This window comes from Rhodococcus sp. NPDC058532 (genome assembly GCF_042719255.1).
Classification (GTDB): Bacteria; Actinomycetota; Actinomycetes; order Mycobacteriales; family Mycobacteriaceae; genus Rhodococcus_G.
Map to the genome: position 1 here is coordinate 299,609 of NZ_JBHXNU010000001.1, position 25,572 is coordinate 325,180.

Consider the following 25,572-nt stretch of genomic DNA (forward strand, 5'->3'; position numbering starts at 1 on the left):
GGCTACACAAACGCCAGCGGGGAGGGTAGCGGGCCCTCCCGGATCACGCTCAGGCGGCCGGGTGCCGCCACGGGGTGGGGAACGGAAGGCCGAGGTAGACCTCGCCGAGCGCGGCCTGCTCGGCCTCCGACTCCACCCAGCGCGCCAGCCGGGCCCGACGCAGCGGCCAGTCCATCGGGTCGTCCGAGATGGCGTGCAGGGTCGTGGTCAGGGTCCACGAGAAGTGTTGCGCCTTCCAGACCCGGGGCAGGCACGTCTGGCTGTAGGCGTCGAGATGGGCGCGGGTCCCGGCCCGGTACCACCCGCCGAGGGCGTGGGAGAGGACGCAGGCGTCGGAGACCGCGAGGTTGAGGCCCTTGGCGCCGGTGGGCGGGACGATGTGGGCCGCGTCGCCAAGCAGGAACAGCCTGCCGTGCTGCATCGTCTCGCAGACATACGACCGCAGCGGCGCCAGTGAGCGGTCGACGACCTCGCCCCGCTCCAGTTCGGGGTGGTCGTCGCTGGCGCTGCGGACCGTCAGCTCGTCCCAGATGCGGTCGTCGGGCCAGTCGGCGAGATCGGTCCCGGCCGGAACCTGAAGGTACTGCCGGGTGATTCGCGGTCCGCGCATGCTGTGCACCGAGATGCCGCTCTCGTGCGCGCAGTACATGCCCTCCGGGGTGGTCGGCGTGGTGTGGGCCAGGATGCCGAGCCAGGCGACCGGGTAGGTGCGGGTGAACTCCCGGAGTCCTGCCGCGGGAAGGTGCGCACGGCTCACTCCGTGGAAGCCGTCGCAGCCGGCGACGAAGTCCGCGGTCAGCTCCGTCGTGGTGCCGCGGTGATCGAGTCGCAGGCGTGCCTCGTCCGCGGTCGTCTCGATCGCGGTCACCGCGGTGTCGAACAGGATCGGCCCGCCCGCGGCGAGCCGGTGGGCGACGAGATCCTTGACCACCTCCTGTTGCGGATAGACGGTCGCGTTGCCGCCGATCAGTCGGTGAAAGTCCAGGTGGTGTGTGCTGCGGTCAAAACGAACGTAGAAACCATTGTGGGACAGGCCCTCCCGATTCAGGCGGTCGGCCACTCCGAGTTCCTCGAACAGTGTGACGGTCGGCTGCTCGAGAATGCCCGCTCGGGTGCGGGTCTCGATGTGCTCGCGGCCGCGGCATTCGATCACCACCGAGGAGATGCCCTGGAGGTGGAGCATGTGGGCGAGGGTGAGGCCGGCGGGGCCCGCGCCGATGATCGCTACCTGGGTGTGCACGCGGCCTCGCTCCTCGTCTGCTGTGTGACAGTCGTCACATGGGGTACCTGTCGCTTTGCTTAGGCTTGCCTACCTTCTACTGTATGACACGCGGTTCGACGAACTGCGGGACCCCCGAATCGACCAGCGGGCAACGAGATTGCCCGGACTCGCCGATACCTGGCGGGGTCGTCCCCCTGATCACGACTGGAGCTATCGACTTGAGCACCACGACACCGACCGACGGTTCCGGCGCGGACGCGGGCACCACCGCCCCGCCCCCGGTCGAGGGCCTCGCCGGGCGCGGCACCGGTCGGCCGACGGTCTCGGTCATCATCCCGGCCATGAACGAGGCGAAGAACCTGCCGTTCGTTGCCTCCCGGATGCCCGACGGAATCGACCAGATCGTGTTCGTGGACGGCAATTCCACCGACGACACGGTGTCCGTCGCGCGCGAGCTGTGGCCGGACGCGACCGTCGTGACGCAGACCCGCAGCGGCAAGGGCAACGCCCTCGCCTGTGGCTTCGCCGTCGCGACCGAGGACATCATCGTGATGATCGACGCCGACGGATCCACCGATCCGGCCGAGATCCCGCTGTTCGTCGAGGCGCTCGTCGGCGGTGCCGACCTGGCGAAGGGCAGCCGCTTCGTCGGCAGCGGCGGCAGCTCCGACATCACCACCCTCCGGAACCTCGGCAACAAGGGCCTCAACGGCCTGGTCAACATCATCTTCCGGACCGACTTCTCCGACCTCTGCTACGGCTACAACGCCTTCTGGCGCAAGCACGTCCCGCTGATCGAACTACCGCCCGTCGAGTACCAGCGGGCCCAGTGGGGTGACGGCTTCGAGATCGAGACCGTCATCAACGTCCGCCTCGCGACCGCCGGACTGGTCATCGCGGAGGTCGGCAGCTTCGAGGGACCCCGCATCCACGGTCGGAGCAACCTCAACGCCTACAGCGACGGCATGCGGGTGCTGCGCACCATCGGCCAGGAATGGCAGCACTGGCGCGACACCAAGCACATTCGCAAGGAGTCGGCGCGTGCCGACGTGCGCGAACTGATGCGGTGACCGCGGCGGCGCCACGGTCATCGCCGACGACGCTCGTCGACACCACCGACCGCACCGCGGTCGGTGCCGGTCCGGGCAAGAGCCTCGAGCGCAACAGCCTCGCACTGACCGTGTCCGCCGCGCTGACCGGCGGGCTCGGCCTCGCCTACTGGGCGGTGCTCGGACGCCTGTACCCGGCGAGTGAGGTGGGTGCCGCGTCGGCGGTGATCACCACCGCCACGATGCTGTCGGCGTTCGGAAACCTTGCTCTCGGTGCACTGTTCGAGCGGTTCCTGCCGCTTGCCGGCGCCAGGGCGGCCACCCTCGTCCGGAACGGCTTCGCGATCGGCGGGTGCGGCGGGCTGCTGCTCGGTGCATCGTTCCTGGTCTGGGGGCCGACCGACGAGATGTTCGCCCACCCGCTGCAGGCGGCGTCCTTCCCGCTGGTCGTTGCGGTCTTCTCCTGGTTCGCCCTGCTCGACCACACCGCCGTCGGGTTGCGGGAGGCCGGGTGGGCCGCAACCAAGAATGTGGTCCACGCGGCGGTCAAGCTCGTCGCCGCGGCCGCGCTCGCGTTCACCGCGTCGCGAGTGGCGATCGTCTGGACCTGGACGGTGCCCGCGTTGATCGGCGCTGCGGTGCTCGGCGTCGCCGTCGCCCGTCGGCTGCGTGGACCCGGGTTGAGGGACGTCCCGCCCGCGCTGCCGCCCGCCCGCGAGATGGGTACCTACCTCGCCGGATCCTATGGGATCTACGTGGTGGGAGCGCTTGCGCCGCTGATGCTTCCCCTGATTGTCGTGACCCGGCTCGGCGCGAACGCCAACGCGCACTTTGCGATCGCCTGGTCGCTCGTCTCGGCGGTGCTCGTCCTGATGACGATGCTGATGGGCCCGTACGTGTCCGGCGTTGCCGCCGACCCGGACCGGGTGCGGGAATTGACCCGCCGATTCCTCCTGGTGCTCGCCGCGGTGACGGCCGGAGCGGTGGTACTGTTCGCGATCCTCGGCCCGGTCCTCCTCGACGTCGTCGGAGCCGAGTACGCCGAGACCGGAACACCGCTGCTGCGGCTCGCCGCCGTTGCGGTGCTGCCCGCGTCGATCGCGTTCGCGTACACCGCGATCGCCAGGGTCCGGCGCAGGCTGACCCTGGCCATCATGGTCCAGATTGGCAACGCGGCCCTGATCCTCGGGCTGAGCGTCGCGCTGATCGGCGACCACGGGCTTGCCGCGATGGGGCTGGCGTACCTCGTCGCCGAATCCGCGTCGGCCGCGGTACTCGCGGTGCCCCTGCTGCGGGCGCTGCGGTCACTGGACCGGGATGCCGTCGGTGCTCAGCCGTCCTCGGACATCTGAACCACGTCCGGGTCGGGATCGAACGCGCCGCGCTCCTGCATCCACTCCAGATCGGACATCACCGGCTCGTACACCGTCACCCAGTCCACCTGCACCGCAACCCGGTCCGGGCGAAGGGGATCGGTCTCCGAGCACGGTTCGATGCCCCAGTCGGCCCTCCGCTCGCAGGCGCCCGCCTCCGCCTGCAGCCCCAGCCACATCGGTTCGTCCGGCACCATCGTCTCCGAATGCGCCTCCGCCCAGACCTTTCCGTCGAGCAGGTAGCGGATGATGCCGGGCCCCCATTCCACACCGACCGTGTGCCACTCGGAGAAGTCGCCGGTGACGATCGCGTGGGACTTCCGGTTCCCGTCGTCGCCGACCCAGTGCAGGAAGGCGTCCAGCTGGGTCCGCTCGCCGCTGGCGGACTCGGCGAAATCGATCTCCGGGGGCCACTGCTCGCGCTGTGGCCACAACAGCATGTGGTACGAGATGTCGTCGCTGCGGTCGGCCCGCATCCGGATCTCCCAGCGGCCGTACTGCTGGGTCACCGGGAAGTTCGAGACGCCGCCGCTGACCCACCCGTCGCCGCTGCGCTCCGACAGCAGGTTCAGTGCACCGCCGTAGACCTGCACCATCTTTCCGTCCCACCAGCCGTGCGGATTGCCGCCGGGTTGGCCGCTGTAGGTGCTCCACTGCCTGCCGAGTTCGCAGCGGTCGAACTCGTCGGTGAAGATCTGCTTCCAGCCGGGCAGGTCGCCGACCGGGACCGGTGTGCCGCCGGGGATCTGGCCCTGCCCGCAGTCGACCTCGGCGACCGCGGCGCTCCCCGGGCCGTCCGGCGTCGGGGCTTGCACGGTCGTCGGGTCGTCGGTCGGGATCGTGCAGGCGGCGCAGGTGGCAACGGCCAGTGCCGCCGCGACCACCCGGAGGGGGCGACGGGTCATACGGCCATCGCGATCAGCCGGGCGAACGTCAGCACCGCCGCCGTCACCACGCAGGACGCGAGCAGCAGCGAGATCACCTGGGCGGGTGGGCGTCTGCCGATGCCACCGGTGTCCGGCACCTCACGTTCGCGCAGCAGCACCCCCGCCACCAGCAGGGCGGCGGCGAGCAGGAAGAACAGGACGGTCAGGTTCATGAGGTCTCGAATTCGATGACGGGGGAGTCGACGCGGCGCAGGATGGTGATGCTCTCGCGCTCGAGCATCGGCAGGTACCGACCCCCGGAGAGGATGGCCCGCACCTGGTCGTCGAGATACCGCTGCGACATGCCGTACTGCAACCGCAGCATGCCGGTGCCCTGAGTCGTGAGGTACAGGTATGACGGGTCCCGGGTCCTCGCGCAGTTGGCGAGGTCGTCGAGGCACGGGTAGCTGTCGATGAACATCATCCGCGGGCCACGCGGGTCCAGGGTGCGGCGGACACCGCTGCTGTGCGGGGCGTGCGACCACGACATGATCGTGGTGTCCGGGGGGACGGCGGCGATGAACTCGTCGGTGATCGCGACCTGTTCGGTCGTCGACGCTTCGAACGCCGTGTTCAGGCCGCGGTTGGTGGTCAGCAGCACGCCGAGCACCACGAGGATGACGGTTCCCGCGACCAGCGCCACCGGGCGGGCGCCCCTGGCGCGCACCGCCGATCGGCGGCGGATCAGGGTAATACCGCGGGCAACGGCGATTGCCGCGAACGGCGCGAGGACCGGCGACGCGTAGACGAAGCAGCGGATGATCATCTCGCCGCCGTAACTCTGCAGCAGCACCAGGGTGAACGGGGCAGCGCACAGCGCGCCCGCAACCAGCCAGGCCCGGCGGCCCCGGGCGAGCAGCCATCCGACGAACGCGACGCAGGCGAACAGGCCGGAGGCCGCCATCCGCAGGTACTGCATCTGCTGATAGTCGGGATCGCCGGAGATGCGGTCGCCGACACCGCGGTTCACGGAGTTACCGATCTGGCCGAGCTCGTCGAAGATCGACTGCAGGTGACCGGTCCAGAAGTCGGTGGCGCCGTAGCTGAACCAGGCGGCGAAGACGAGACCCGCGGCGAGCCACAGTGTCCGGTACCGGGTGAGGCCGAACAGCGAGAAGAAGGCGAGCGCGATGATCGCCAGGATCGGCGTGATCTGGTGGGTGACCGTGTTCGCCACGAGCACCAGCAGCAGCACGGCGCCGAGTGCCAGGGTGCGAACCGATCCGAAACCGGGGACCAGCCCCGGGGTGCGCCGCGGCGCGTCGATCAGGAACCGTCCGACCCCGGGACCGATGCCGGGAAGCGGGGCCCGGCGCAGCTGCCAGAGCAGGGTTGCGATGACGGTCGCGTAGAACACCATCGCGACCGCCTGCGGAGCGAAGTAGTCCTGCTGATACCAGTTGAACAGCTGGTAGAGGATCACCGCCAGCCAGGCCAGACGGGCCCGGCCGGTGATTGCGATCGCGATCGCGTACAGCGGGAAGGCGAGCAGGGCGCCCATGAACAGCGGCGCCCATGCCAGCAGCGCGGTCGCGTCGGGAAGGTCGGCGACCGTCACCAGATGCGCTCCGGCGGAGAAGAACCCGGCCCAGCTGAACCGGGCGTCGATCGCGTCGGGGAGCCGCTCACCCTGGGCAAGGGCCGCGATGAAGCCGCGGTGCACGAACGCGGTGGGCACCGTCGTCTGGCCGCTGGCGGCCGGGACGAGCATCGTCGTGTAGCCGATCAGCACCAGCGTCGCCGCGGACATCACGACCGGGTCGATACGCGGGCGGGTGAGCCCGGCCACGATGGTGCCGCACAGGACGACGAGCCCGAGCGCGTACACGACCCCGATCTGCGTGATGATCCCGTAGCGCCCGGCGTCGAGATAGTCCAGGGTCGCCGCCGCGACCGCGAACAGGACGATCGATGCGGTGAGCGCGACCAGGCTGGTCGTGCGGGCCCGACTCCAGGACCGCAGGTAGTGCAGTTCGCTGCGCGGGCAGGCGATGTCGGCGGGAACGGTGCGGCGCACCAGCACACAGGCAAGCAGGGATCCGGCCGCGAGCAGGGTCTGCACGGTCGCCGGATTCCACCACTGCGGGACCATCGTGAACTGGGCGGCGAGGATCGTCGTTGCCAGCGAGACCGACACGACCAGAGACGCGAACAGCGCCCGCCCGGGGATCCGCAGGGCCACCACCACGGGGAGGCCGGGGACCAGGGTGGCGCCGGCAAGCACGACCAGGATCCGGATCGGGGTGGGAACGAGGTCCGCGGACCCGGTGGCGACCAGCAGGTTCAACGCGAGCATGAGCGCCGCGACGACGGCGCCGAGGAGCAGCGCAGGCCGCGGCCGCCAGCCGTACCGGACCTCGGTTCGCCTGGCGGCGGTGAGGTGGTCGGTGGGCAGGTCCGTCGCGGTCATCGGGTCGCTCCGGTCCGCCGGGCCCCTAGGTGACTGCGGACGAACAGCACCGGTCCGGTCAGGTAGCCCCACGCCTCGAGGGCCCGCAGGTGCAGCGGCCAGTCGGACGGGACGTCGGCGTTCTTCGCGGAGGCGGGGGACAGCAGCATGTGGAGTCCCCGCGGGACACGCGACAGGATCGGCCACAGCTGCCCGGTGCCGACGAATTTCGTCAGCGACGCCGCCATCCCGGTGCCGTATCCGTAGCTCTGCGTGCGCAGGTCGGCCATGTTGTCGCGGTGGTAGTGCCGGACGACGGCGTCCGGGTTGTAGGCGATCGACCAGCCCCGCAGCAGGGTGGCGCGGAACGCGTCGAGGTCCTCGCCGCCGCGGGTGGGGGTTCCGGTGCCGAGGCGCTCATCGAATCCCCCGATGGACGTCAGCGCGCTCGACCGGAAGGCCATGTTGTTGCCCGACCCGCACTCGCCCGCGGTGTAGGGGAAGAAGGGCCCGTGGGCGCCGAAGTCGCCGAGCGCCGGGTCCGTTTCGTGGGTGCGTAGCGCCCACACGGTCGCGGACTCGCCCTTGTCGAAGACCTTCGCCTCCTCGAACCATTCCTGCATGCGGTTGGTTGCCTCGGTGCCGAGAACGCGCCCGGTCACCGCGCCGACCGCACCGCCGCGATCGGCCCGGAAGCTCGCGACGATGCCGGTGATCCAGCCGGGGTCGGGCAGGGCGTCGTCGTCGGTGAAGGCGACGATCCGGCCGCTCGCGTGGTGGTGCCCCAGGTTCCGGGCGGCCGACACCCCCGGCACCGGCTGGTCGACGATGCGCAGGCGCGGATCGTCGATCCCGTCCAGCGCGCGCGCAACGGCGCCGCGGTGTGGCCGGTTGTCGACGACGATCAGCTCGATGGTGTGGTGCTGCTGCGCGAGCACGGCCCGCACGGTGGTGCGCAGGGAGCCACGCCCGACGGTCGGGATCACGATCGTCACGAGTTCGTCCTCGTCGACCGCGGGATCCCCGGCGGCCAGGGGAAGCGCAGCGGCAGCGCGGTCGGACCCGGCAGTCCCCCGGCGCAGCATGCCCTCGGCGGTGCCGGCCACGGTCACGGCCAGGCCGAGGGTCAGCGTCAGGATGCGGGTCAGTGCGGACCGGTCCCGACCGGCCACCGTCCGCCGCAGGTACCGCAGCACCCCGGTGCCGAGGGTGCGCACCACGAAGCTGCGTTCCGCGGACAGTCCGGCGTCGGCCCCCACCATGCCGGTGAGCACCGCCTTCGAGCGGCCCTCGTGCCTGCAGCGGGAGACGAAGTAGCGCACCGTCGCCCGGTGGTCCGGCACGGCGTGGTCCACGGCGAAACCGGTGACCCGGACGATCCGGGTGCCCGGAAACTGCTGTCGCAGCTCGATTCCCATCAGGGTTTCCTCGCACCCTGCCGGCACGGCGCCGACCCGGCCGAGCCGGTCGGAGAAGCCGCCGATCTTCTGCAGTTCGGCGCGGCGGGCCGCCATTGCGGCACCGATCGGATTGCGGATCTCGGCGCCGTCCGCGGGCAGGCCGCGGTAGTCGCAGCCGACCACCCATCCGAACTCGTCGGGGAACCAGCCAGGCGGGTGGCCGGATTCCCAGTTCGCGTGCACCGCACCGCCGATCGCGACAACGGCGGGGTCGGTGAACGCGGTTCGCACGGCGTCGAGGGCGTGCGGACGGACCGAGGCGTCGTCGTCGAGGAAGACAACGATCTCGGCGGCGGCGAACTCCAGACCGGTGTTGCGTGCCCCGGACAGCCCGCGGCGGTGCCGGTTCGGGGTGAGGGTGACGTCGGACGGGCAGCGCTGCCGGAGGATCGAGAGCAATTCGGGGTTGTGGTCGACGACGACGATCACCTCGTCACCGTCCCGCAGTTGGGCGCGCGCCCGCTCGATGCCCGCGAGCAGCAGGTCGAGCCGGGCGGTGGTGAAGCAGCTGATGAGGATGGCGAGCCCGGGGTCGGGACGGGTTGTCGAGGCCAAGGCGAATCTCCGGGATCGTCATGGGGCGCGGCCACCCATCGTAGGGAAGGCTTGCCTATCTTACGGAACGGGGTTGCGGTCGCGGAATCGGGTCAGGTGAGCAGGGCGAGTGGATCGGTGACCGCCCGTGTCAGGCCTTCCTGGACCTGCGCGCGCGGGAAGACGTTGCCGTGGAACGAGGCCGACGCGATGACCGCGCCCTCGACGATCGCCCAGGTGACGGTGATGCCGTCGGGTCCGGTCGGATCGTTGTGCGCCGCGTAGAACGGCGCCGCGGTGTCCCGCCACGGAACGCGTCCGGTGCGGGGGACGACGCCAAGGCTGGAGAACAGCAGCCGGGCTCGGGGGTGGCGCGGGCGGTCCCACCGCGTGTCGGCCTGCCGTCCGGTGCGCAGGCCGACGCGGGTCCGGGCCGCGTTCAGTGCCAGGTTCGCCACCGGGCGACCCGACGCCGTCGCGCCCGCGCTGGCCCGGTGGATCCGGCGCGGGGTCGGTGCGCGGCCGAGGTCAAACTCCAGCCCGGACACGAAGTTGCCGAGCGGGACACGGCCCTTCGGTAGGTAGCGGCGGGCGTCGAGGGTCACGGTCACGACGTCGTCGATCTCGATGCCCGACGCGGCCAGCCCGCGGTGCAGCGCCGCCGCGATCACCGCGAACATCGACACGCTCGGGTCGTTGCCGTCCCGCCAGGCGCGCAGCCGCGCCACCGTCTCGGGCGGCATCGTCGCCGCGGCCCCCGAGCGGGCGGGGATCCACGGAATCGTCTCGGGCGGTGCCGATTCCGGGCGCCGGTGCAGTGCACTGCGCAACGCAAAGAGCCGTCGCGGGTCGGTCCCGTAGGTCCGCGCCGCTGCCGCCGCGATTCCGCTGCCGCGGCGACCCGACGGACGCCACACGTTCGGGTCGGTCGGGTCGATCGTCCCCAGGATCACGCCGTGCATCGCGAGCGCGAGGGCAACCTCGCCGAGGCCGTGACTGTGATCGGTGCGCAGGTAGTCGCCGGCGAGGATGATGCTCGTCGGACGCGGGCGATGGTCGTCGGGTTCGGGTGCGGGCGCGGCGGCGTCGGGCTCGGGGTCGTACAGGTCCATCGGTGAGCGCGGGGGCGCGACGCGCCGGACCGTGGGCCGGTGTGCGGCGGGGTCGAACGTCCACCGGTTCGACACCGGCGACGGGTGCAGACCCAGCCGGGCGTTGGGACCGACCGCGGCCATCGCGGCGAGGCGGTCGGCGACGACGTCGACCGGGGGCAGCTCGACGGGCCCGATGATCGCGGTGATCCGGGTGCGGCTGTGCATCACGTCCAGGTGGCCGACCCGGACGGTGGAACGGTCGGTCACGGACACCTCAGACGGCGACCGGTCGGCTCACGCCCAACTCGCGGAAATGGGCGACCGTGCGGGCGATGCCCTCGGCGAGCCCGACCGTGGGGTGCCAGCCGAGGATGCGGCACGCCTGGCCCGCGTCGAGCGCGGACCGCCGGACGTCGCCGGGACGCGCGGGTTTCCACAGGGGGTCCACCGTGGTGCCGGTGGCGCGGGCGACGAGGCGGTTGAGTTCCAGATCGCTCGTCTCCACGCCGGTGCCGATGTTGAACCGCAGACCCGACCCGGCGGACCCGGACGCGGCGACCATCGCCGAGACGACGTCGTCGACGTACACGTAGTCGCGGGTGTTGCCGCCATCGCCGAACAGGGTGGTCGGCCGGCCGGCGAGCATCTCGCGCGCGAAGATTGCCACCACTCCCGCCTCGCCGTACGGATCCTGACGCGGGCCGTAGACGTTGGCGGGGGCGATGTGGGAGCAGTCCAGGCCGTGCAGGACGCGGAAGCTGTCGAGGTAGTATTCGCCGCCGACCTTGCCCGCCGCGTACGGCGAGGCGGGCCGCACCGGAACCTGTTCGGAGACCGGGAGTGTCGCGGGGGCTCCGTAGATCGATCCGCCCGACGAGGTGAAGACGATCTTGCGGACCCCCGCGCGCACGGCCGCCGCGGCGACGCGGAGCGTGCCGATGACGTTGGTTTCGGCGTCCGCGACCGGGTCGGCGACGCTGCGCCGGACGTCGATCTGTGCGGCGAGGTGGAAGACCACCTCGGGCGCGAACGTCCCGAAGATGCGGTCGATGTCGTCGTGCCGGACGTCGAGGAGTTCGAGGTCGACGCCGTCGGCGGCGAGTGCGGCGGCGAGGTTGTGCTCCCGGCCGCGGCTCAGGTTGTCGACGACGAGTACCCGGTGGCCGTCACCGCGTAGCCGGTCGACCAGCGTCGACCCGATGAACCCGGCACCGCCGGTGACCACCACTCGCACAGGTTTGCCTTCCCTTACTTCTCCGATGTCGCTCGGGAGTCTAGGCGCACCGCGGCGACCGTGGGGGCGCCAGGGTCACCCGACTGCGCGGCCGCTCCCCGCATGTCTGGTCGCGCCTGCCCGGAAATTCGTAATGCACCGTGCTAGCGTCGGATTCGAGAACATTTCTCGGGCATCGCATGCGAACCACCCGCTCATCGCTCTTTGTCGTGAATGGGGAACCACATGGTTCGAAGTCGTGTGCGCGAAACCGGATCCATTCGAGAGGTCACCCGTACCCGTGCGCGGGCGTCGACATCGGGCCGGGTGACCCGGTGCCTGCTGTCCCTCGCCGTCGCCGCGGCGGCAGGCGCGGCCGTCGGCGTGCCGCAGGCGGGGGCCTTCCCCGGGTCCGTTGCCTCGCCGTCGCCCGGAACCGACGTCGCGACCCCCGCACCGACCGCGCCGTCGGGTGTTGCCGCACCCCGCGGTAATCGCCCTGGCTGGCGGCAGATTTTCGTCGACGACTTCACCAGGGACGCCGCGGTCGGAAGCTGGGCGAACGCCTGCGAGCCGGACCGCATCGTCTACACCGGGGCCGAGGGCCAGAAGTGGCGCACCTATCCCAGCTGCTATCTGGACACCTATCAGAAGCGGCCCTATCGACCGGACCAGGTGCTCAGCGTCGGGAACGGTGTGATGAATTTTCATCTGCGCCCGGTGAACGGGGTTCCGGCCGGTGCGAATCCGTCCCCGCTGATCGACGGGGCGAGCCAATATCAAACCTACGGCCGCTATTCCGCGCGATTCAAGGTCGATAATCCGAACCTGAACGAGTATTACGTCGCCTGGCTGCTGTGGCCGCAGTCCGAGCGGTGGCCGGCCGACGGCGAATTCGATTTCCCCGAGGGTGGCCTTGCCGGCACCGTCGGCGGCTTCCACCACTACTCCGGCGCCGGGTCGTGCGTCGGCGGGTGTCAGGACGTCGCCGCGGACATCGGCGCCCGGTTCACCGACTGGCACACGTACACGATCGAATGGTCGCCCGGCCGGATCCGCTACCTGCTCGACGACCGGGTGGTCCTCGACAGCACGGCCTGGGTGCCGTCGACGCCGATGCGCTGGCAGTTGCAGACCGAGACCAACGGCAACGGCACCAGCAACGGCAACCTGCTCGTCGACTGGGTGTCGGTGTGGGCGTACGACCCGGCCGCCTGACCGGAGCGGGTGGGCTGCCGGGGTGCTACCGCTGCGGCGGGACCTTCGCCATCGCGAGCACGTCGAGCCTGCGGTCCAGTTCCTCCTCGGACAGTCCGTCGCCGACCAGTCCGCGGTCGATGACCGTCTGCCGGATCGTCTTCCGCTCCCGCAGCGCCTCCTTCGCGACCGCGGCGGCCTCCTCATAGCCGATCGCCGAGTTCAGCGGCGTCACGATCGACGGGGACGACTCCGCGAGCCTACGCAGGTGCTCGGTGTTCGCGACCAGCCCCGCGACGCACCGGTCGGCGAACAGTCGGGACACGTTGGCCAGCAACCGGATCGACTCCAGAATGTTGCGGGCCATCACCGGGATGTACACGTTGAGCTCGAAGGCGCCGGCGGCGCCGCACCAGGCGACGGTCGCATCGTTGCCGACGACCTGCGCCGCGACCTGGGTGACCGCCTCCGGCAGAACCGGATTCACCTTGCCCGGCATGATCGAGCTGCCGGGCTGTAGATCCGGCAGGTGGAGTTCGCCGAGACCGGTCAGCGGACCCGAGCCCATCCAGCGGATGTCGTTGGCGATCTTCGTCAGCGACACCGCGATCGTGCGCAGCGCACCGGACGCCTCGACGAGGCCGTCCCGCGCCGCCTGCGCCTCGAAGCTGTTCCGGGCCGGGGACAGGGCGTCGATCCCGGTCGAGGTCACCAGCTGTGCAACGACCTTCGGGCCGAAGCCGTCCGGGGCATTGAGCCCGGTGCCGACGGCGGTGCCGCCGATCGGCAGCTCGCCGAGCCGGGGGAGAGCCGCAACGACCCGCTCGATGCCCGCCTCGACCTGGTGGGCATACCCGCCGAACTCCTGACCGAGGGTCACCGGGACCGCGTCCATCAGATGGGTGCGCCCCGACTTCACCACGGTCCGCCACTCGGTCGCCTTGTCCACCAGCGCCAGCCGGAGATGGTCGAGCGCCGGGATCAGCTCCCGGACCGCCGCCTCGGTCGCGGCAAGGTGGGTTGCGGTCGGGAAGGTGTCGTTCGATGACTGCGACATGTTGACGTGATCGTTCGGGTGGACGTCCACACCGTTCGCCAGGGCGATGGACGCGATCACCTCGTTCGCGTTCATGTTGGAGCTCGTCCCGGACCCGGTCTGGAACACGTCGATCGGGAACTGGTCGTCGTGGCGGCCGTCGGCGATCTCGGTCGCGGCGGCGACGATCGCGGCGGCCCGGCCGCCGTCGAGGAGCCCGAGGTCGTGGTTTACCTGCGCGCAGGCCGCCTTGAGCAGGCCGAGCGCCCGGATCTGCGCCCGCTCGAGACCGCGCCCCGAGATCGGGAAGTTCTCCACCGCGCGCTGGGTCTGGGCACGCCAGAGGGCGTCGACCGGAACCCGGACCTCGCCCATCGTGTCGTGCTCGATACGGAACCGCGGTTCGCTGTTCTCAGCCATGCCGCCAAGCTTGCCACCCAAGCGGCTCCGCCGCCTGTGAGTCCTTTTGGCCCCGGTAGGGGCCAAAAGGACTCACAGGCGCGCAGCGCCTACATCAGGGGAGGGGCGGGTTGGCGCCGTCGACGCCGTCGAAGTTGATCGACGAGAACTCGTGCAGCTTCTCGAGGCGGTGGTAGGCCTCGATCATCCGGACCGTGCCGGACTTCGACCGCATCACGATCGACTGCGTCGTCGCGCCGCCGCCGTAGTAGCGGACACCCTTGACCAGTTCGCCGTCGGTGACGCCGGTCGCGCAGAAGAAGATGTTCTCGCCGGTGACCAGTTCCTCGGTGCGCAGCACCCGGTCCAGGTCGTGGCCCGCGGCGATCGCCTTCGCGCGCTCCTCGTCGTCCTTCGGGGCCAGCCTGCCCTGCAGCGCGCCGCCCATGCAGCGCATTGCCGCTGCGGCGATGATGCCCTCGGGGGTGCCGCCGATGCCGAGCAGCATGTCGACCCCGGAATCCGGGCGGGCCGTTGCGATCGCGCCCGCGACGTCGCCGTCGGAGATCAGTCGGATCCGGGCACCGGTGTCCCGGATCTCGCGGATGATGTCGGCGTGCCGGGGACGGTCGAGGATCGTCACGGTGGTGTCGGAGACGGCGCGGTTCTTCGCCTTCGCGACCCGACGAATGTTCTCCGCGACGCCCGCCGCCAGGTCGATCACGTCGGCGGCCTCGGGGCCGACCGCGATCTTGTCCATGTAGAACACGGCCGACGGGTCGAACATGGCACCGCGCTCGGAGACCGCGAGCACCGCGATCGAGCCGGGCGCGCCCTTGCTCATCAGCGTGGTGCCGTCGATCGGGTCGACCGCGACGTCGCACAGCGGGCCGTCGCCGTTGCCGACCTCCTCGCCGTTGTACAGCATCGGGGCCTCGTCCTTCTCGCCCTCACCGATGACGACGACACCCTGCATCGAGACCGAGCTGACCATGTGGCGCATCGCGTCGACGGCGGCACCGTCGCCGCCCTCCTTGTCGCCCCGCCCGACCCAGCGGCCCGCGGCCATGGCCGCCGCCTCGGTCACCCGCACCAACTCGAGGGCGAGGTTGCGGTCCGGTGCCTCGCGGTGACTCGTGTTGGCCGTCATCGGCGGTGTCTCCTTGCTGGCGACGCGGGGGCCGCCCTGGTGTTCCGGCTGTGGCGCGAAGCAGATCGCGCCGCGCAATTATCTCATCCCGCGCCCGGATCGCCCCGCTCCGGTCTACGGCTCCCGGACCACCGACCATCCCGAGGTCAGGTCCCGAACCAGGGCGGGTGCGCGGGACACCATCCGCTGCCGGTCGGCGAACTCCGCGAACGGTTGCCCCAGCAGCGCGTCAACCTGCTCGGGTCGCTGCTCGGCCAGGCGCTGGTAGGCGGGCGCGGTGTCGTCGGCGATGTACCGCCACCGCGGGCCCCGGTCGGCCCAGTTGAAGTCGGGCAGCGGGGCCTGCACCCGGACGCCTGACCCGTCGGCCACCGTCGCGTGCGCGGTGAGCGGTGCGAAGACGCCCGGTGCTCGGGTGCCGGGAATCGACGGCTGCGCGGCGACGGTGGTCAGGTACGCGAGCACCCGGCCTGCGCCGTCCCGCCCGCGCGCGGTCGCGTCCCACTGGTCGGCGACGATCGTGTTCTGTTCACGGTCCGCCATCCGCAGCACCGCGTCCGCGCGCCCCGCGGGGGTGCCGGTCCGGATCGCGTCCCAGGCGGCCGCGGTGTTGTCGTCGAACAGCCCGGCCGCCCGCATCTCCTCGATCGCGGGGAATCCCCCGTTCAGGTACGCCTCGTGCATCGGCACCATGTCGAAGTAGATGTGCTTCTGCATCACCAGCAGCCGCCGCTGGTACCAGTCCAGGTCGTCGGCGGTGAGGGTGGGCGCGACGGTGGCGAGCGCCCGCACGTCCGCGGGCAGGCCGGCGGCGACGCCGACCGGCAGCGCGCCGACCGCAGCAGCGACCGCCTCGCCGATCCGGTGCACCGCCTCGACCGACAGCACGACCCGGCCCGTGTCGATGTCCAGGAAACCGGCGGTGAACGAGGCGCCTGCCATCCCGGCCATGCCCGCCCAGTTCAGTTCGTCGCGCTCCCGCTGGTACCTGCCGTAGTTCGCGTACACGCGGTTCACCAGGTCCGCGTTCGCCAGGAACCCGGTGCCGGGATCCCAGGCGCCGAGGTCGATGCCGGCGGCCTCGGCACCCCTGGCCAGCCAGTACTGGTGGAGCAGGGCCGCGTAGCGGGCGGGCGGAAGGCCGTCGGCTCGGGCCGCGTCGACCGCGGCATCGAGGGTTCGGGAGTCCGTGGGCAGTCTCGGATCCAGCCCGCCCGGCAACTCGGCGTCGGCGTTGGCCGGGACCAGATCGAGCAGGTCGTGGTAGCCGAGGTCGACCGCAGCGCGCGGGGCCGCGGCGGCGGGCAGCGCGGTCGCGGCGGCGGCGAGCGCCAGGCCGGCGCACGCCAGCACCAGACGATGCGGCCGGGGGAGTCGTCTGCGAAGGCTCATGGTCGGATAACCAATCACATGTATGTAACTTTGCGTAAGGGTTTCGTCGGTGGTCCCGATCGCCGCCACCGCGCGCTGTGCTGGGATACTCGACCACGTGGCTGGCAAGAAACCCCGGTATCTGCAGGACAATCGCGACATCATCTGGTCGCTGATTCCCCTCGCCCTGTTCGCGATCGTGATCGCGGCGGTCGCACAATCGTGTTCGTTCAGCCCTGGCGGCCCGACCGCCGGGCCGGTTCCGCAGTTCGACATCGACACCGCGTTGACGTTCGACGCCGCCGAACTGGGCTTCCCGGTCCGCAACCCCGCGGTGCCCGACTCCTGGCAGCCGAACTCCGGCAGCCGCGGCACGGTCAGCGGTGACGCGGGCGGCGACGTCAGCACCGTCGGCTACATCACCGACGCGGGCCGCTACGTGCAGCTCAGCCAGTCGAATGCCGCGGAGCAGGCCCTGGTGGAGTGGGTCGCGGGCGCACCACGGGCCGCGGCAGGCGCCGAGACCTTCGCGGGTACCTCCTGGGTGCAGTTCGCCGAGGAGGGCAGCGAACCGATCTGGGTGGCCGACCTCGCCGATGCCCGGGTCCTGATCACCGGCAGCGGCACCGCGGAGGAGTTCGGTGACCTGGCGACCGCGGTCGGCCAGGCCCAGCCGATCGATCCCTAGGAATCCTCGGTGTGCGCGAGGGCCTTCTCCACCCGGGCCCGCGCGCCCGCGAGGTGCTCCTCGCACCGGGTGGCGAGCGCCTCGCCGCGCTCCCACAGTGCCAGCGAGTGGTCGAGGTCGAGCCCACCCTGCTCGAGCAGCTTGACCACCTCCGCGAGCTGGTCGCGGGCGGCCTCATAGCCGAGTTCGGACACCGGTTCGTTCACTTCTGCTCTCCTGCCTTGTCCCTGCCCATCGTTGCCGCGATCACCGCGCCGTCCGCGACCCGCACCCGCAGCTGCGTCCCCGGCGGTGCGTCCTCGACCGACCTGAGCACCTCCGGATCCGATCCCGGCACCACCCGCTGCACCACCGCGTAGCCGCGGGCGAGGGTGGCGGCCGGGCCGAGGGTGGTCAACCGCGCCGCCATGTGCCCGAGGATGGTGCCCTGCCCGTCAACGAGCCACCGGATGTCCCGACGCGCCGCATCCCGGAGCCGGGTCACCTCCTCGGCCCGCCGATCCACGGCGGCCAGCGGGTCGGCCAGCACCGGCCTGCTGCGCAGGTCGGCGAGGGCGCGGGCCTCCCTCGCCACCCAGTTCCGCAGCGCGGCCGCGCCCCTGGCCCGGAACTCCGCGACCAGGGCCTGCTCGGCGGCCGCGTCGGGAACCACCCGCTTCGCCGCGTCGGTCGGTGTCGCCGCGCGCACGTCCGCGACCAGATCGCAGAGCGGGCTGTCCGGCTCGTGTCCGATCGCGCTGACCACCGGTGTGGTCGCTGCGGCGATCGCCCGGCACAGCGTTTCGTCGGAGAACGGCAGCAGGTCCTCGACGCTGCCGCCGCCGCGCGCGAGGACGATCACCTCGACGTCGGGGTCGGCGTCCAGTTCGGCGAGCGCGGCGACGATCTGCGCGGTCGCGGTCGGACCCTGGACGGCGGTGTTGCGGACGGCGAAGTTCACCGCGGGCCAGCGGGCCCCCGCGACGCTGAGCACATCCCGCTCGGCGGCGCTCGCCCGGCCGGTGATCAGCCCGATCGTGCGGGGCAGGAACGGCAGCGGGCGCTTGAGCCGCGGATCGAACAGGCCCTCCGCGGCGAGCAGGCCGCGGAGCCGTTCGATCCGGGCGAGCAGCTCCCCGATCCCGACGGGCCGGATCTCGGTCACCCGCAGCGAGACGGTGCCGCGCCCGGTGTAGAACGACAGTTTCCCGAACATCACCACGCGGGTGCCCTCGGTCAACGGGATCGGGCTGTCCCGGATCAGGTTCGGGGAGCAGGTCACCGACAGGGACATGTCCGCGGACGGGTCGCGGAGCACCAGGAACGCGGTCCTGGTGCCGGGCCGGACGTTGATCTGGGTGATCTGGCCCTCGACCCAGATGCTGCCGAGCCGGTCGATCCAGGCCGCGACCTTGGTCGACACCGATCGGACCGGCCATGGATTCTCCGCCGAGTTCGACGTCTGCGCGGACGGCCGGGCGGTCGACGGGGTGGGGCTGGCCGCGGTCACTTGGCGGTGGCGGAGGTGATCCGGTTGCCGAGCATCGTCTGGAACGGGGCCCGGCTCCGGGTGCCGTTCTCGTGGTCGAGCAGCGCGGTCAGTTCCTCCACGGACAGGGTCCGCAGCCGGGCCCGCAGCTGGGCGAGGGTGAGGTTGTCGTAGTCCAGGTAGTCGACGATCTCGGCGCGGTCGCCGTCCGCGGCCGCCGACGCGGCGCCGCCGGGCGCCGCATCGGCCGCTGGCGCGGGGGCCGGCTCCGCGGGCGACATCGAATACAGCTCGAACCGGCCCTGATTCGCAGGCGCGGACGGTGCGGGCCGCCCGGCGCCGTCGGACGCAGCGGCCGGTGCGGCGTCCTCGTCGAACGTCGCCCAGGTGGGCTGCTCCTCGGACTGCGGGAACAACCCGGCCAGCGCCTCGTCCCCCTTGATGGCGAGGGCGGTGACGGTCTGCTGCACCTGCATGCCCGTCTGCAGCATCGAGGAGATCGCGGTCATCGGCAGGGTGACCGCGGTGGTCGGAAGCTTCTGCACCTCTTCGACGAGGGTGACCGCGATGCCGGCAGCCACCCGGGCCGCGAATGGGGGACGGAACATGGTCCCAGGGTGCCCTACCGACGCGGCAATTGGTAGCCGGGCACGCCCCGCCCGGCTGGGCGGGTCGCGGCGGGCCGCCACCCGTACCCTGGAGGCATGTCATCTGCTGTCCCCCTGAATCTGGGAATCGCCGGCACCGGCACGTCGTCCACGGTGAGTGGCAAGCGGGTCCTGCTCGCCGAGCCGCGCGGCTACTGCGCGGGCGTCGATCGCGCGGTGGAAACGGTGGAGCGGTCGCTGGAGAAGCACGGCGCGCCGATCTACGTGCGCAAGGAGATCGTGCACAACCGGCACGTCGTCGACACCCTCTCCGAGCGCGGCGTGGTGTTCGTCGACGAGACCGACGAGGTGCCGGAGGGGTCGGTGCTGGTGTTCTCCGCGCACGGTGTCTCCCCGGCCGTGCACGAGGCGGCGGAGGCCCGCAGCCTGCACACCATCGACGCGACCTGCCCGCTGGTGACCAAGGTCCATCAGGAGGCGAAGCGGTTCGCCCGCGACGACTTCGACATCCTGCTGATCGGTCACGAGGGGCACGAGGAGGTCGAGGGCACCGCCGGTGAGGCGCCCGACCACGTGCAGTTGGTGGACGGCCCCGAGTCCGTGGACGCCGTCACGGTCCGGGACGAGAACAAGGTCATCTGGCTGTCCCAGACGACGCTGAGCGTCGACGAGACGATGGCGACGGTGGCCCGACTGCGGGAGAAGTTCCCGAAGCTGCAGGACCCGCCGAGCGACGACATCTGCTACGCCACCCAGAACCGGCAGGTCGCGGTCAAGGCGATGGCCCCGGAATGCGACCTCGTCATCGTCGTCGGGTCCCGGAACTCGTCGAACTCGGTGCGCCTCGTCGAGGTGGCGCTCGGTGCGGGGGCGACGGCGTCGTACCTGGTCGACTACGCCCGCGAGATCGACCCGACCTGGTTGGACGGGGTGCGCACGGTCGGCGTCACCTCCGGCGCGTCGGTGCCGGAAATCCTGGTCAGCGGCGTGCTCGACCTGCTCGCCGAGCACGGATTCGGTGACGTGCAGACGGTGACCACGGCGAACGAGACGCTGGTGTTCTCCCTGCCCCGCGAGCTGCGCAAGCCCGCTCAGCGGTAGCGGTACGGGGGGTCCTGCCTGGCGTCGTCCCGGTCCCGGTACCGCACCTGCGGGACCGGGTGCACGGGGACGTCCGGATCGGGTCGTTGGGCGCGGCGCTCGGCGTGCGGTGCCGGGCGCGGTCCCGGGAACGACGCGGTCGCCGGGGCGGTGTCGTGCCGGTATCCGGGTGCCCGGTCCGGCCTGACGTGCCGGTCCTGGTCGTGGGGTGGCACCCGGTCCCGGGGGCCCGCGTATGGCTGCGGGCGGTCGAAGGACTCGGTTCGTTCCTCCGAGGCCTCGTCGTGCCCGCCGCGGGCCGGGTAGCGGCCGGTCGGGAAGCTGCCCGTCGCATGGGCCGGGCGGACCGGATCCGCGGGCCGATCGGTGCCGCGACCCGGCCGTCGATCCCGTGTCGGGCGGGACCGCTGGTCCTCGGCGCGGTGCTCGTCGGGTTGACGGTCGTCGTCCACGTCGGCGGCGGGGCGGCGGTCCGGTGCCGTCCGCTTCGGCTCGGTCCGGCGCTCGCCGGTGCGTCGCGCAGGCCGGGCGACGACGCCGGCCGCCTGGTGCCGGATGTACATCCGGCCCGCCCCGACCGCGAGCACGACGAGCGTGGTCGTCAGCATCAGCGGGAACCGGTTGACCAGCGGGATCGCGACGTTGAACAGCAGATCCTTGATGCCGCCCCCGCCGGGGGTGAACTGCTGGTACGCGAGCGGCACCGCGACGACGAGGATCAGCGGGGGCTGGATCATCGCGGTGAACAGGCCGCGGTTGCGGACGGCGAGGACGGCGGCCAGGCAGCCGAGGAAGAAGAACACGGAGAAGGTCGCGGTCAGTTCGCTGCCGCGGACGGCGTCGATGACGATCCCGAGCAGGGCGGACGCGGCCGCGATCAGGACGGCGCCCCAGGCCGGCACGCCCGGGAGGGTGGGCAACGCCGATCGCTGCGCGAGCGGCACCCCGGATCGAGCGCGTTGGGTTGCAGACACGCCTAGACACTAGCGGCTCGTGGTCCGAACCCGGCGTCGGTGGGACCGCGTGTGGGAACGATCTCCGCCGCGACCCCGGCCGGGCGTCGATGTCGGTGCCCTCGTCTACGGTCGCCTCATGCGAATCCTGCACACCTCCGACTGGCACGTCGGCCGCACCTTCCACGGTGTGGACCTGCTGGCGGACCAGGCCGCGGCGCTCGCCGCGATCGCGGGGCTGGTTGCCGAGCACCGGGTGGAGGTGGTGGTGGTGCCCGGGGACGTCTATGACCGGGCCGTCCCCAGCGCGGACGCCGTCACGGTGTGCAACCGGGGATTCGAGGCAATCCGCGCCGCCGGTGCGGTGATCGTCGCGACGTCGGGGAACCACGACTCGCCCGCGCGGCTCGGTGCTGGCGCGGCGTTCGCGGCGGCCGGGGGTTTGCACCTGCTGACGCGGGTCGCCGACGTGGCGGCGCCGGTCCTGCTGAGCGACGAGCACGGGCCCGTCGCGTTCTACGGCATCCCCTACCTGGAACCGGAGACCACCCGCGCGGAGCTCGGGGTCCCGGCGGCGCGGACGCACGCCGACATCCTGGACGCGGCGATGGCCCGCGTCCGCGCGGATCTCGCTGCCCGCGCCGCGACCGGTGCCGCGGCCCGGTCGGTGGTGCTCGCGCACGCGTTCGTGGTCGGCGCGGAGGCGACGGGATCGGAGCGGTCGATCTCGGTCGGCGGGGTGGAGACGGTGTCCGCATCCGCGTTCGACGGGGTCGACTACGTCGCGTTGGGGCACCTGCACTCGCCGCAGACGTTGACGGACCGGGTGCGCTACTCCGGCTCGCCGCTGCCGTACTCGTTCGGGGAACGGTCGCACCGGAAGGCGGTGTGGATCGTCGACCTCGACGCCGACGGGCTCGCCGCGGTCGAGCGGCACGATCTTCCGGTGGTGCGCGGCCTGAGTCAGGTGACCGGCACCGTCGAGGACCTGCTCACCGACGACGCGTTCGCGGCGGCGACCGACGACTACGTCTCCGCCGTGCTCACCGACCGGGTGCGACCGGTCGATGCGATGCGGGTCCTGCGGGGACGGTTCCCGCACCTGGTCCACCTGGAATGGGTGAGACCGCAGGATGATTCGGACCTCAAGTACCGGGACAAGGTGCGCGGACGGACCGATCGGGAGATCGTTGCCAGCTTCCTGACCGACGTGCGCGCCGAGCCGACGCCCGGCGAGCTGCGCTGGGTGGAGCGGGCGCTCGGTGCCGCGGACCGGGAGGTCGACGGCCGGTCCTCCGGCGGCCACGACCGCGACGCGGAGTCCGTCGCGTGAGGCTGCACGACCTCGAGGTGACCGCATTCGGGCCGTTCGGGGACACCGTGACCGTCGACTTCGACGAACTCGGCGCGGACGGGCTGTTCCTGCTGCACGGGCAGACCGGCGCCGGCAAGACCACGATCCTCGACGCGGTCGCGTTCGCCCTGTACGGGCGGGTGCCCGGAGCCAGGCAGGAGGGCAAGCGACTGCTGTCCGATCACGCGGCACCGGGCACGCCGCCGCGGGTGGTGCTCGAGGCCACGATCGGCGGCAGGCGACTGCGGATCACCCGCAGCCCCGAATACCAGCGCCCGAAGCTGCGCGGCACCGGCACCACCAAGGAGAACGCCAAGGCCACCCTCGAGTGGCTCGACGGGCGCGGTGAGAACCTGACCCGTCTCGACGAGATCGGTGACGCGGTCGGCCGGCTGCTCGGGATGAGCGCGGACCAGTTCTTCCAGGTCGTCCTGCTCCCACAGGGCGACTTCGCGCGGTTCCTGCGGGCGGACACCGAGGAGCGGGGAGTGCTCCTGGAACGGCTGTTCGACACGGGCCGGTTCGCCACCGTCGAGGAGTGGTTCGCGGAGCGCAGACGCGAGGCGGAGGCGGCGGTGTCCGGCACCAAGACGACGGTCGACCGGATCGCGGCGCAGGTGTCGGCGGCGGCGGGCATCGAGGCGGGAGCCGACGCCGATCCGGTGGCGTGGGCGGGCAGGCTGGTCGACGAGTCGCGGGAGGCCGCGGACGCCGCCTCCACCGTGTTGGCGACCGCGCGGGCGACGGCGGAGCGAACCGAGCACGCCCTTGGCCGCGCCAGGGAGGTGCGGCAGTCGCAGGACCGCGCGGCCCGGGCCAAGGCCCGGCTCGCCGAGCTCGCTACCGGGCAGTCGGCGCGGGAGCTGCTCGCCGCGGAACGGGACCGGGCGGTCCGCGCGGTGCCGGTGGCGACCGCGGAGGAGCTCGCGGTGGCTGCCGCGGGCGTCGCGGGTCGGGAACGGGCCCGCACCGAGGACCTCGCCAGCGTCGTGCGGCGGGAGCCGGAGGGCGCGGCGCTGCTCGAGCGGGTCAGTTGGCCTGCGGCGCCGGACGACGCGCAGGTGTTGGCCGCGGCGGTGCGGGGCTGGAGTGCCGAGGTCGCACGGCTCGGTGAGCTGATCCGACGGGACGAACAGCGCCGATCGGCGCGGCGGGACCAGGACGCCGCACACGTCCGACGCGACGAACTGATCACGGCCACAGCCACTCTCGAGTCGAGGCGAGCCGAGATTCCCGCCGAGGTGGAGCGGGCCGACGCGGAGCTGATGCGGGCCCGTGCCGCCGCGGCGTCGCTGCCCGCCCTCACGACGCAGTGCGAGGCGACCCGGGAACGCCTCACCGCGGCACGGGAACTCGGCCGGGTGCGGGCCCGGCGCGCCGCGGCCGCCGACCGGCATCGGCGGGCCCGCGACACCCACCTGGATGCGCGTGAGGTGCTGGCGACGGTGCGCGAGCAGCGGATCGCGGGGATGGCCGCGGAACTGGCGGCCGGACTCGCGACCGCGGCGCCCTGCCCGGTGTGCGGCTCCGACGAGCATCCGACACCCGCCCGTCCGGCCGCGGATGCCGTGTCCAAGTCCGACGAGGACGACGCCCGCGTGGTCGAGCAGACCCGCGCCGGGGAACTCGAGGCCGCGACCGCCGCGCTGGCCGACCTGGATCGCACGGCGGGGGTGCTCGCCGACCGGGTCGGGGACGCCGACGCGGACGCGCTGGCCGCCGCAGCGACCGCGGCGGACGCGGCGCGGTCCGCGGCCGAGGCAACGGCGGCCACCCTGGCGACGGCGGAGGCGGCGGTGGCGCGGCTGCGCGCGGAGAGCGAGGACCTGGCGGCCCGGGCGCAGCGGCTGTCCGCCGATCTCGCGGCACTGGAACAGCGGATCGCGGACGGTGCGGCGCGGCTCGCCGAGCTGGACCGGGCCGTCGAGGACGCGATCGGCGGCGAGTCCGACCTGCAGGCCAGGCACGACCGCCTCGGGGCACTCGCCGACGCGGCCACCGCACTGCGAGACCAGCGTGCCGCCGCGGCGAGCGCCGCGGTCGCGGCGGCGGACGCGGCGGATCGGGCCGCACGGGCGTCCTCCGACGCGGGGTTCGTGGACCTGCCCGACGCCCGGTCGGCGGCGCGGACCGGGGAGCGGATCGCGGAGATCGACGCAATTCTCGCCGCCGCGGCCGAGGAACGGCTGCTGTCCGAGGCAGTCCTCGCCGATCCGGCGGTGGTTGAGGCGGTCCGCCTCGGTCCCGCGGATGTGCCCGCCGCGGAGGCCGCGGACGCGGCAGCCAGGGAGGGCAGGGACGCGGCAGCCGCGGCGGCGACCACCGCGGACGCCCGCGCCGCGAAGGTCGAACACTATGCGCTGGCCCTGACCGACGAGGTCGCCGCGCTCGGCCCCGCGCTGCGCCGGTACGAGGAACTGGCCGCGCTGGCCGAGGTCATCGCCGGCCGCGGGCAGAACGCGCGCAAGATGTCGCTGCGCTCGTACGTCCTCGCCGCCCGGCTCGAGGAGGTCGCGCTGTCGGCGTCGGTGCGACTGCGCCGAATGTCCGGTGGCCGTTACGAGTTCGTGCACGAGGACGGCGCGGGCCCGCGCGGCAAGCGGGGCGGTCTCGGCCTCGACATCCGGGACGACTACACCGGCGTGGTGCGCTCCGCGAAGACCCTCTCCGGCGGCGAGTCGTTCCTGGCGTCACTGGCATTGGCGCTCGGCCTGGCGGACGTCGTCGCCGCCGAATCCGGGGGCCTCGTCCTGGACACCATGTTCATCGACGAGGGGTTCGGCACCCTCGACGCGGACACCCTCGAGGCGGTGATGGGGGTGCTCGACGAACTGCGTGAGGGTGGCCGGGTCGTCGGGATCGTCAGCCACGTCGACGAGATGCGGCAGCGGATCCCGAGCCGGCTGCACGTGCTGCGCGGCCGGGCCGGATCCACCCTGGAGGTCGTCGCGTAGCGCGGCCCGCGCGCATCGCCGTCGGGATAGCCG

General features: G+C 72.0%; 21 protein-coding genes. 7 read left to right on the forward strand and 14 right to left on the reverse strand.

Translation table 11 applies throughout. The annotated features are described in order from the left end of the window. Nucleotides 1-49: 49 nt before the first annotated feature. Nucleotides 50-1,240 (reverse strand): 4-hydroxybenzoate 3-monooxygenase, encoded by a 1,191-nt coding sequence (locus tag ACFWQG_RS01285; RefSeq protein WP_378505755.1) that lies wholly within the window; start codon nt 1,238-1,240, stop codon nt 50-52. A 200-nt stretch (nt 1,241-1,440) separates the two neighbouring features. Here ACFWQG_RS01285 and ACFWQG_RS01290 point away from each other — a divergent pair, with 200 nt between their 5' ends. Both ACFWQG_RS01290 and ACFWQG_RS01295 read left to right on the forward strand, forming a co-directional pair. Then, entirely contained in the window at nt 1,441-2,292 is an 852-nt protein-coding gene (locus tag ACFWQG_RS01290; RefSeq protein WP_378505756.1) for a glycosyltransferase family 2 protein, read from the forward strand. Continuing rightward, complete coding sequence (locus tag ACFWQG_RS01295) at nt 2,289-3,623, forward strand: lipopolysaccharide biosynthesis protein (protein WP_378505757.1); 1,335 nt, start codon at nt 2,289-2,291, stop codon at nt 3,621-3,623. Before ACFWQG_RS01290 ends, ACFWQG_RS01295 begins: the two co-directional genes overlap by 4 nt. Here the strand turns inward: ACFWQG_RS01295 and ACFWQG_RS01300 are convergent. The 6 genes from ACFWQG_RS01300 to ACFWQG_RS01325 form a co-directional block, all read right to left on the reverse strand. After that, on the reverse strand, nt 3,602-4,549 hold the full coding sequence (locus ACFWQG_RS01300) for a glycoside hydrolase family 16 protein (protein WP_378505758.1): 948 nt from the start codon (nt 4,547-4,549) through the stop codon (nt 3,602-3,604). The two genes, ACFWQG_RS01295 and ACFWQG_RS01300, sit on opposite strands and share 22 nt — an antisense overlap. Continuing rightward, nucleotides 4,546-4,743 carry a hypothetical protein gene (locus ACFWQG_RS01305; RefSeq protein ID WP_378505759.1) on the reverse strand — a complete coding sequence of 66 codons (198 nt, stop codon included), beginning with the start codon at nt 4,741-4,743 and terminating at the stop codon, nt 4,546-4,548. The genes ACFWQG_RS01300 and ACFWQG_RS01305 overlap by 4 nt, the downstream gene beginning before the upstream one ends. Then, a complete protein-coding gene (locus ACFWQG_RS01310; RefSeq protein WP_378505760.1) occupies nt 4,740-6,980 on the reverse strand; it encodes a hypothetical protein in 2,241 nt (746 codons plus the stop codon). Before ACFWQG_RS01310 ends, ACFWQG_RS01305 begins: the two co-directional genes overlap by 4 nt. Continuing rightward, the gene (locus tag ACFWQG_RS01315) at nt 6,977-8,974 is read right to left on the reverse strand and encodes a glycosyltransferase (protein ID WP_378505761.1); all 1,998 of its coding nucleotides are present in this window, start codon (nt 8,972-8,974) and stop codon (nt 6,977-6,979) included. The genes ACFWQG_RS01310 and ACFWQG_RS01315 overlap by 4 nt, the downstream gene beginning before the upstream one ends. 92 nt (nt 8,975-9,066) lie before the next feature. Then, the gene (locus tag ACFWQG_RS01320) at nt 9,067-10,314 is read right to left on the reverse strand and encodes a hypothetical protein (RefSeq protein WP_378505762.1); all 1,248 of its coding nucleotides are present in this window, start codon (nt 10,312-10,314) and stop codon (nt 9,067-9,069) included. 7 nt (nt 10,315-10,321) lie between these two features. After that, a complete protein-coding gene (locus tag ACFWQG_RS01325) occupies nt 10,322-11,281 on the reverse strand; it encodes an NAD-dependent epimerase/dehydratase family protein (RefSeq protein WP_378505763.1) in 960 nt (319 codons plus the stop codon). A 306-nt stretch (nt 11,282-11,587) separates the two neighbouring features. On the opposite strand from ACFWQG_RS01325, the gene ACFWQG_RS01330 reads away from it, so the two are divergent. Then, nucleotides 11,588-12,478, forward strand: coding sequence for a glycoside hydrolase family 16 protein (locus ACFWQG_RS01330; RefSeq protein WP_378505764.1), 891 nt, complete (start codon nt 11,588-11,590; stop codon nt 12,476-12,478). Nucleotides 12,479-12,503: 25 nt separating this feature from the next. Here ACFWQG_RS01330 and ACFWQG_RS01335 read toward each other — a convergent pair whose 3' ends face one another. The 3 genes from ACFWQG_RS01335 to ACFWQG_RS01345 form a co-directional block, all read right to left on the reverse strand. Then, nucleotides 12,504-13,913 carry a class II fumarate hydratase gene (locus tag ACFWQG_RS01335; RefSeq protein WP_378505765.1) on the reverse strand — a complete coding sequence of 470 codons (1,410 nt, stop codon included), beginning with the start codon at nt 13,911-13,913 and terminating at the stop codon, nt 12,504-12,506. A gap of 94 nt (nt 13,914-14,007) precedes the next feature. Further along, entirely contained in the window at nt 14,008-15,042 is a 1,035-nt protein-coding gene (glpX, locus tag ACFWQG_RS01340; RefSeq protein WP_378505766.1) for a class II fructose-bisphosphatase, read from the reverse strand. Between the two features lie 114 nt (nt 15,043-15,156). Then, nucleotides 15,157-16,434 (reverse strand): hypothetical protein, encoded by a 1,278-nt coding sequence (locus ACFWQG_RS01345; protein WP_378505767.1) that lies wholly within the window; start codon nt 16,432-16,434, stop codon nt 15,157-15,159. 97 nt (nt 16,435-16,531) lie between these two features. On the opposite strand from ACFWQG_RS01345, the gene ACFWQG_RS01350 reads away from it, so the two are divergent. Beyond that, nucleotides 16,532-17,101 (forward strand): DUF4245 domain-containing protein, encoded by a 570-nt coding sequence (locus tag ACFWQG_RS01350; RefSeq protein WP_378505768.1) that lies wholly within the window; start codon nt 16,532-16,534, stop codon nt 17,099-17,101. On the opposite strand, the gene ACFWQG_RS01355 is transcribed toward ACFWQG_RS01350, so the two are convergent. From ACFWQG_RS01355 to ACFWQG_RS01365, 3 genes are read right to left on the reverse strand one after another with little or no spacing between them, the layout of a single operon-like run. Further along, on the reverse strand, nt 17,098-17,307 hold the full coding sequence (locus ACFWQG_RS01355) for an exodeoxyribonuclease VII small subunit (RefSeq protein ID WP_378505769.1): 210 nt from the start codon (nt 17,305-17,307) through the stop codon (nt 17,098-17,100). The genes ACFWQG_RS01350 and ACFWQG_RS01355 overlap by 4 nt on opposite strands. Then, a complete protein-coding gene (gene xseA, locus ACFWQG_RS01360) occupies nt 17,304-18,590 on the reverse strand; it encodes an exodeoxyribonuclease VII large subunit (protein ID WP_378505770.1) in 1,287 nt (428 codons plus the stop codon). The genes ACFWQG_RS01355 and xseA overlap by 4 nt, the downstream gene beginning before the upstream one ends. Continuing rightward, nucleotides 18,587-19,177 carry a lipid droplet-associated protein gene (locus ACFWQG_RS01365; protein WP_378505771.1) on the reverse strand — a complete coding sequence of 197 codons (591 nt, stop codon included), beginning with the start codon at nt 19,175-19,177 and terminating at the stop codon, nt 18,587-18,589. The genes xseA and ACFWQG_RS01365 overlap by 4 nt, the downstream gene beginning before the upstream one ends. Nucleotides 19,178-19,273: 96 nt before the next feature. Between ACFWQG_RS01365 and ACFWQG_RS01370 the strand changes: the two genes are divergently transcribed. Next, a complete protein-coding gene (locus ACFWQG_RS01370) occupies nt 19,274-20,278 on the forward strand; it encodes a 4-hydroxy-3-methylbut-2-enyl diphosphate reductase (RefSeq protein ID WP_378505772.1) in 1,005 nt (334 codons plus the stop codon). Here ACFWQG_RS01370 and ACFWQG_RS01375 read toward each other — a convergent pair. After that, entirely contained in the window at nt 20,269-21,252 is a 984-nt protein-coding gene (locus tag ACFWQG_RS01375; protein ID WP_378505773.1) for a DUF6542 domain-containing protein, read from the reverse strand. The genes ACFWQG_RS01370 and ACFWQG_RS01375 overlap by 10 nt on opposite strands. Nucleotides 21,253-21,370: 118 nt before the next feature. On the opposite strand from ACFWQG_RS01375, the gene ACFWQG_RS01380 reads away from it, so the two are divergent. Both ACFWQG_RS01380 and ACFWQG_RS01385 read left to right on the forward strand, forming a co-directional pair. Next, on the forward strand, nt 21,371-22,564 hold the full coding sequence (locus ACFWQG_RS01380) for an exonuclease SbcCD subunit D (protein WP_378505774.1): 1,194 nt from the start codon (nt 21,371-21,373) through the stop codon (nt 22,562-22,564). Further along, entirely contained in the window at nt 22,561-25,539 is a 2,979-nt protein-coding gene (locus tag ACFWQG_RS01385) for an AAA family ATPase (protein WP_378505775.1), read from the forward strand. The genes ACFWQG_RS01380 and ACFWQG_RS01385 overlap by 4 nt, the downstream gene beginning before the upstream one ends. Nucleotides 25,540-25,572: the final 33 nt, after the last annotated feature.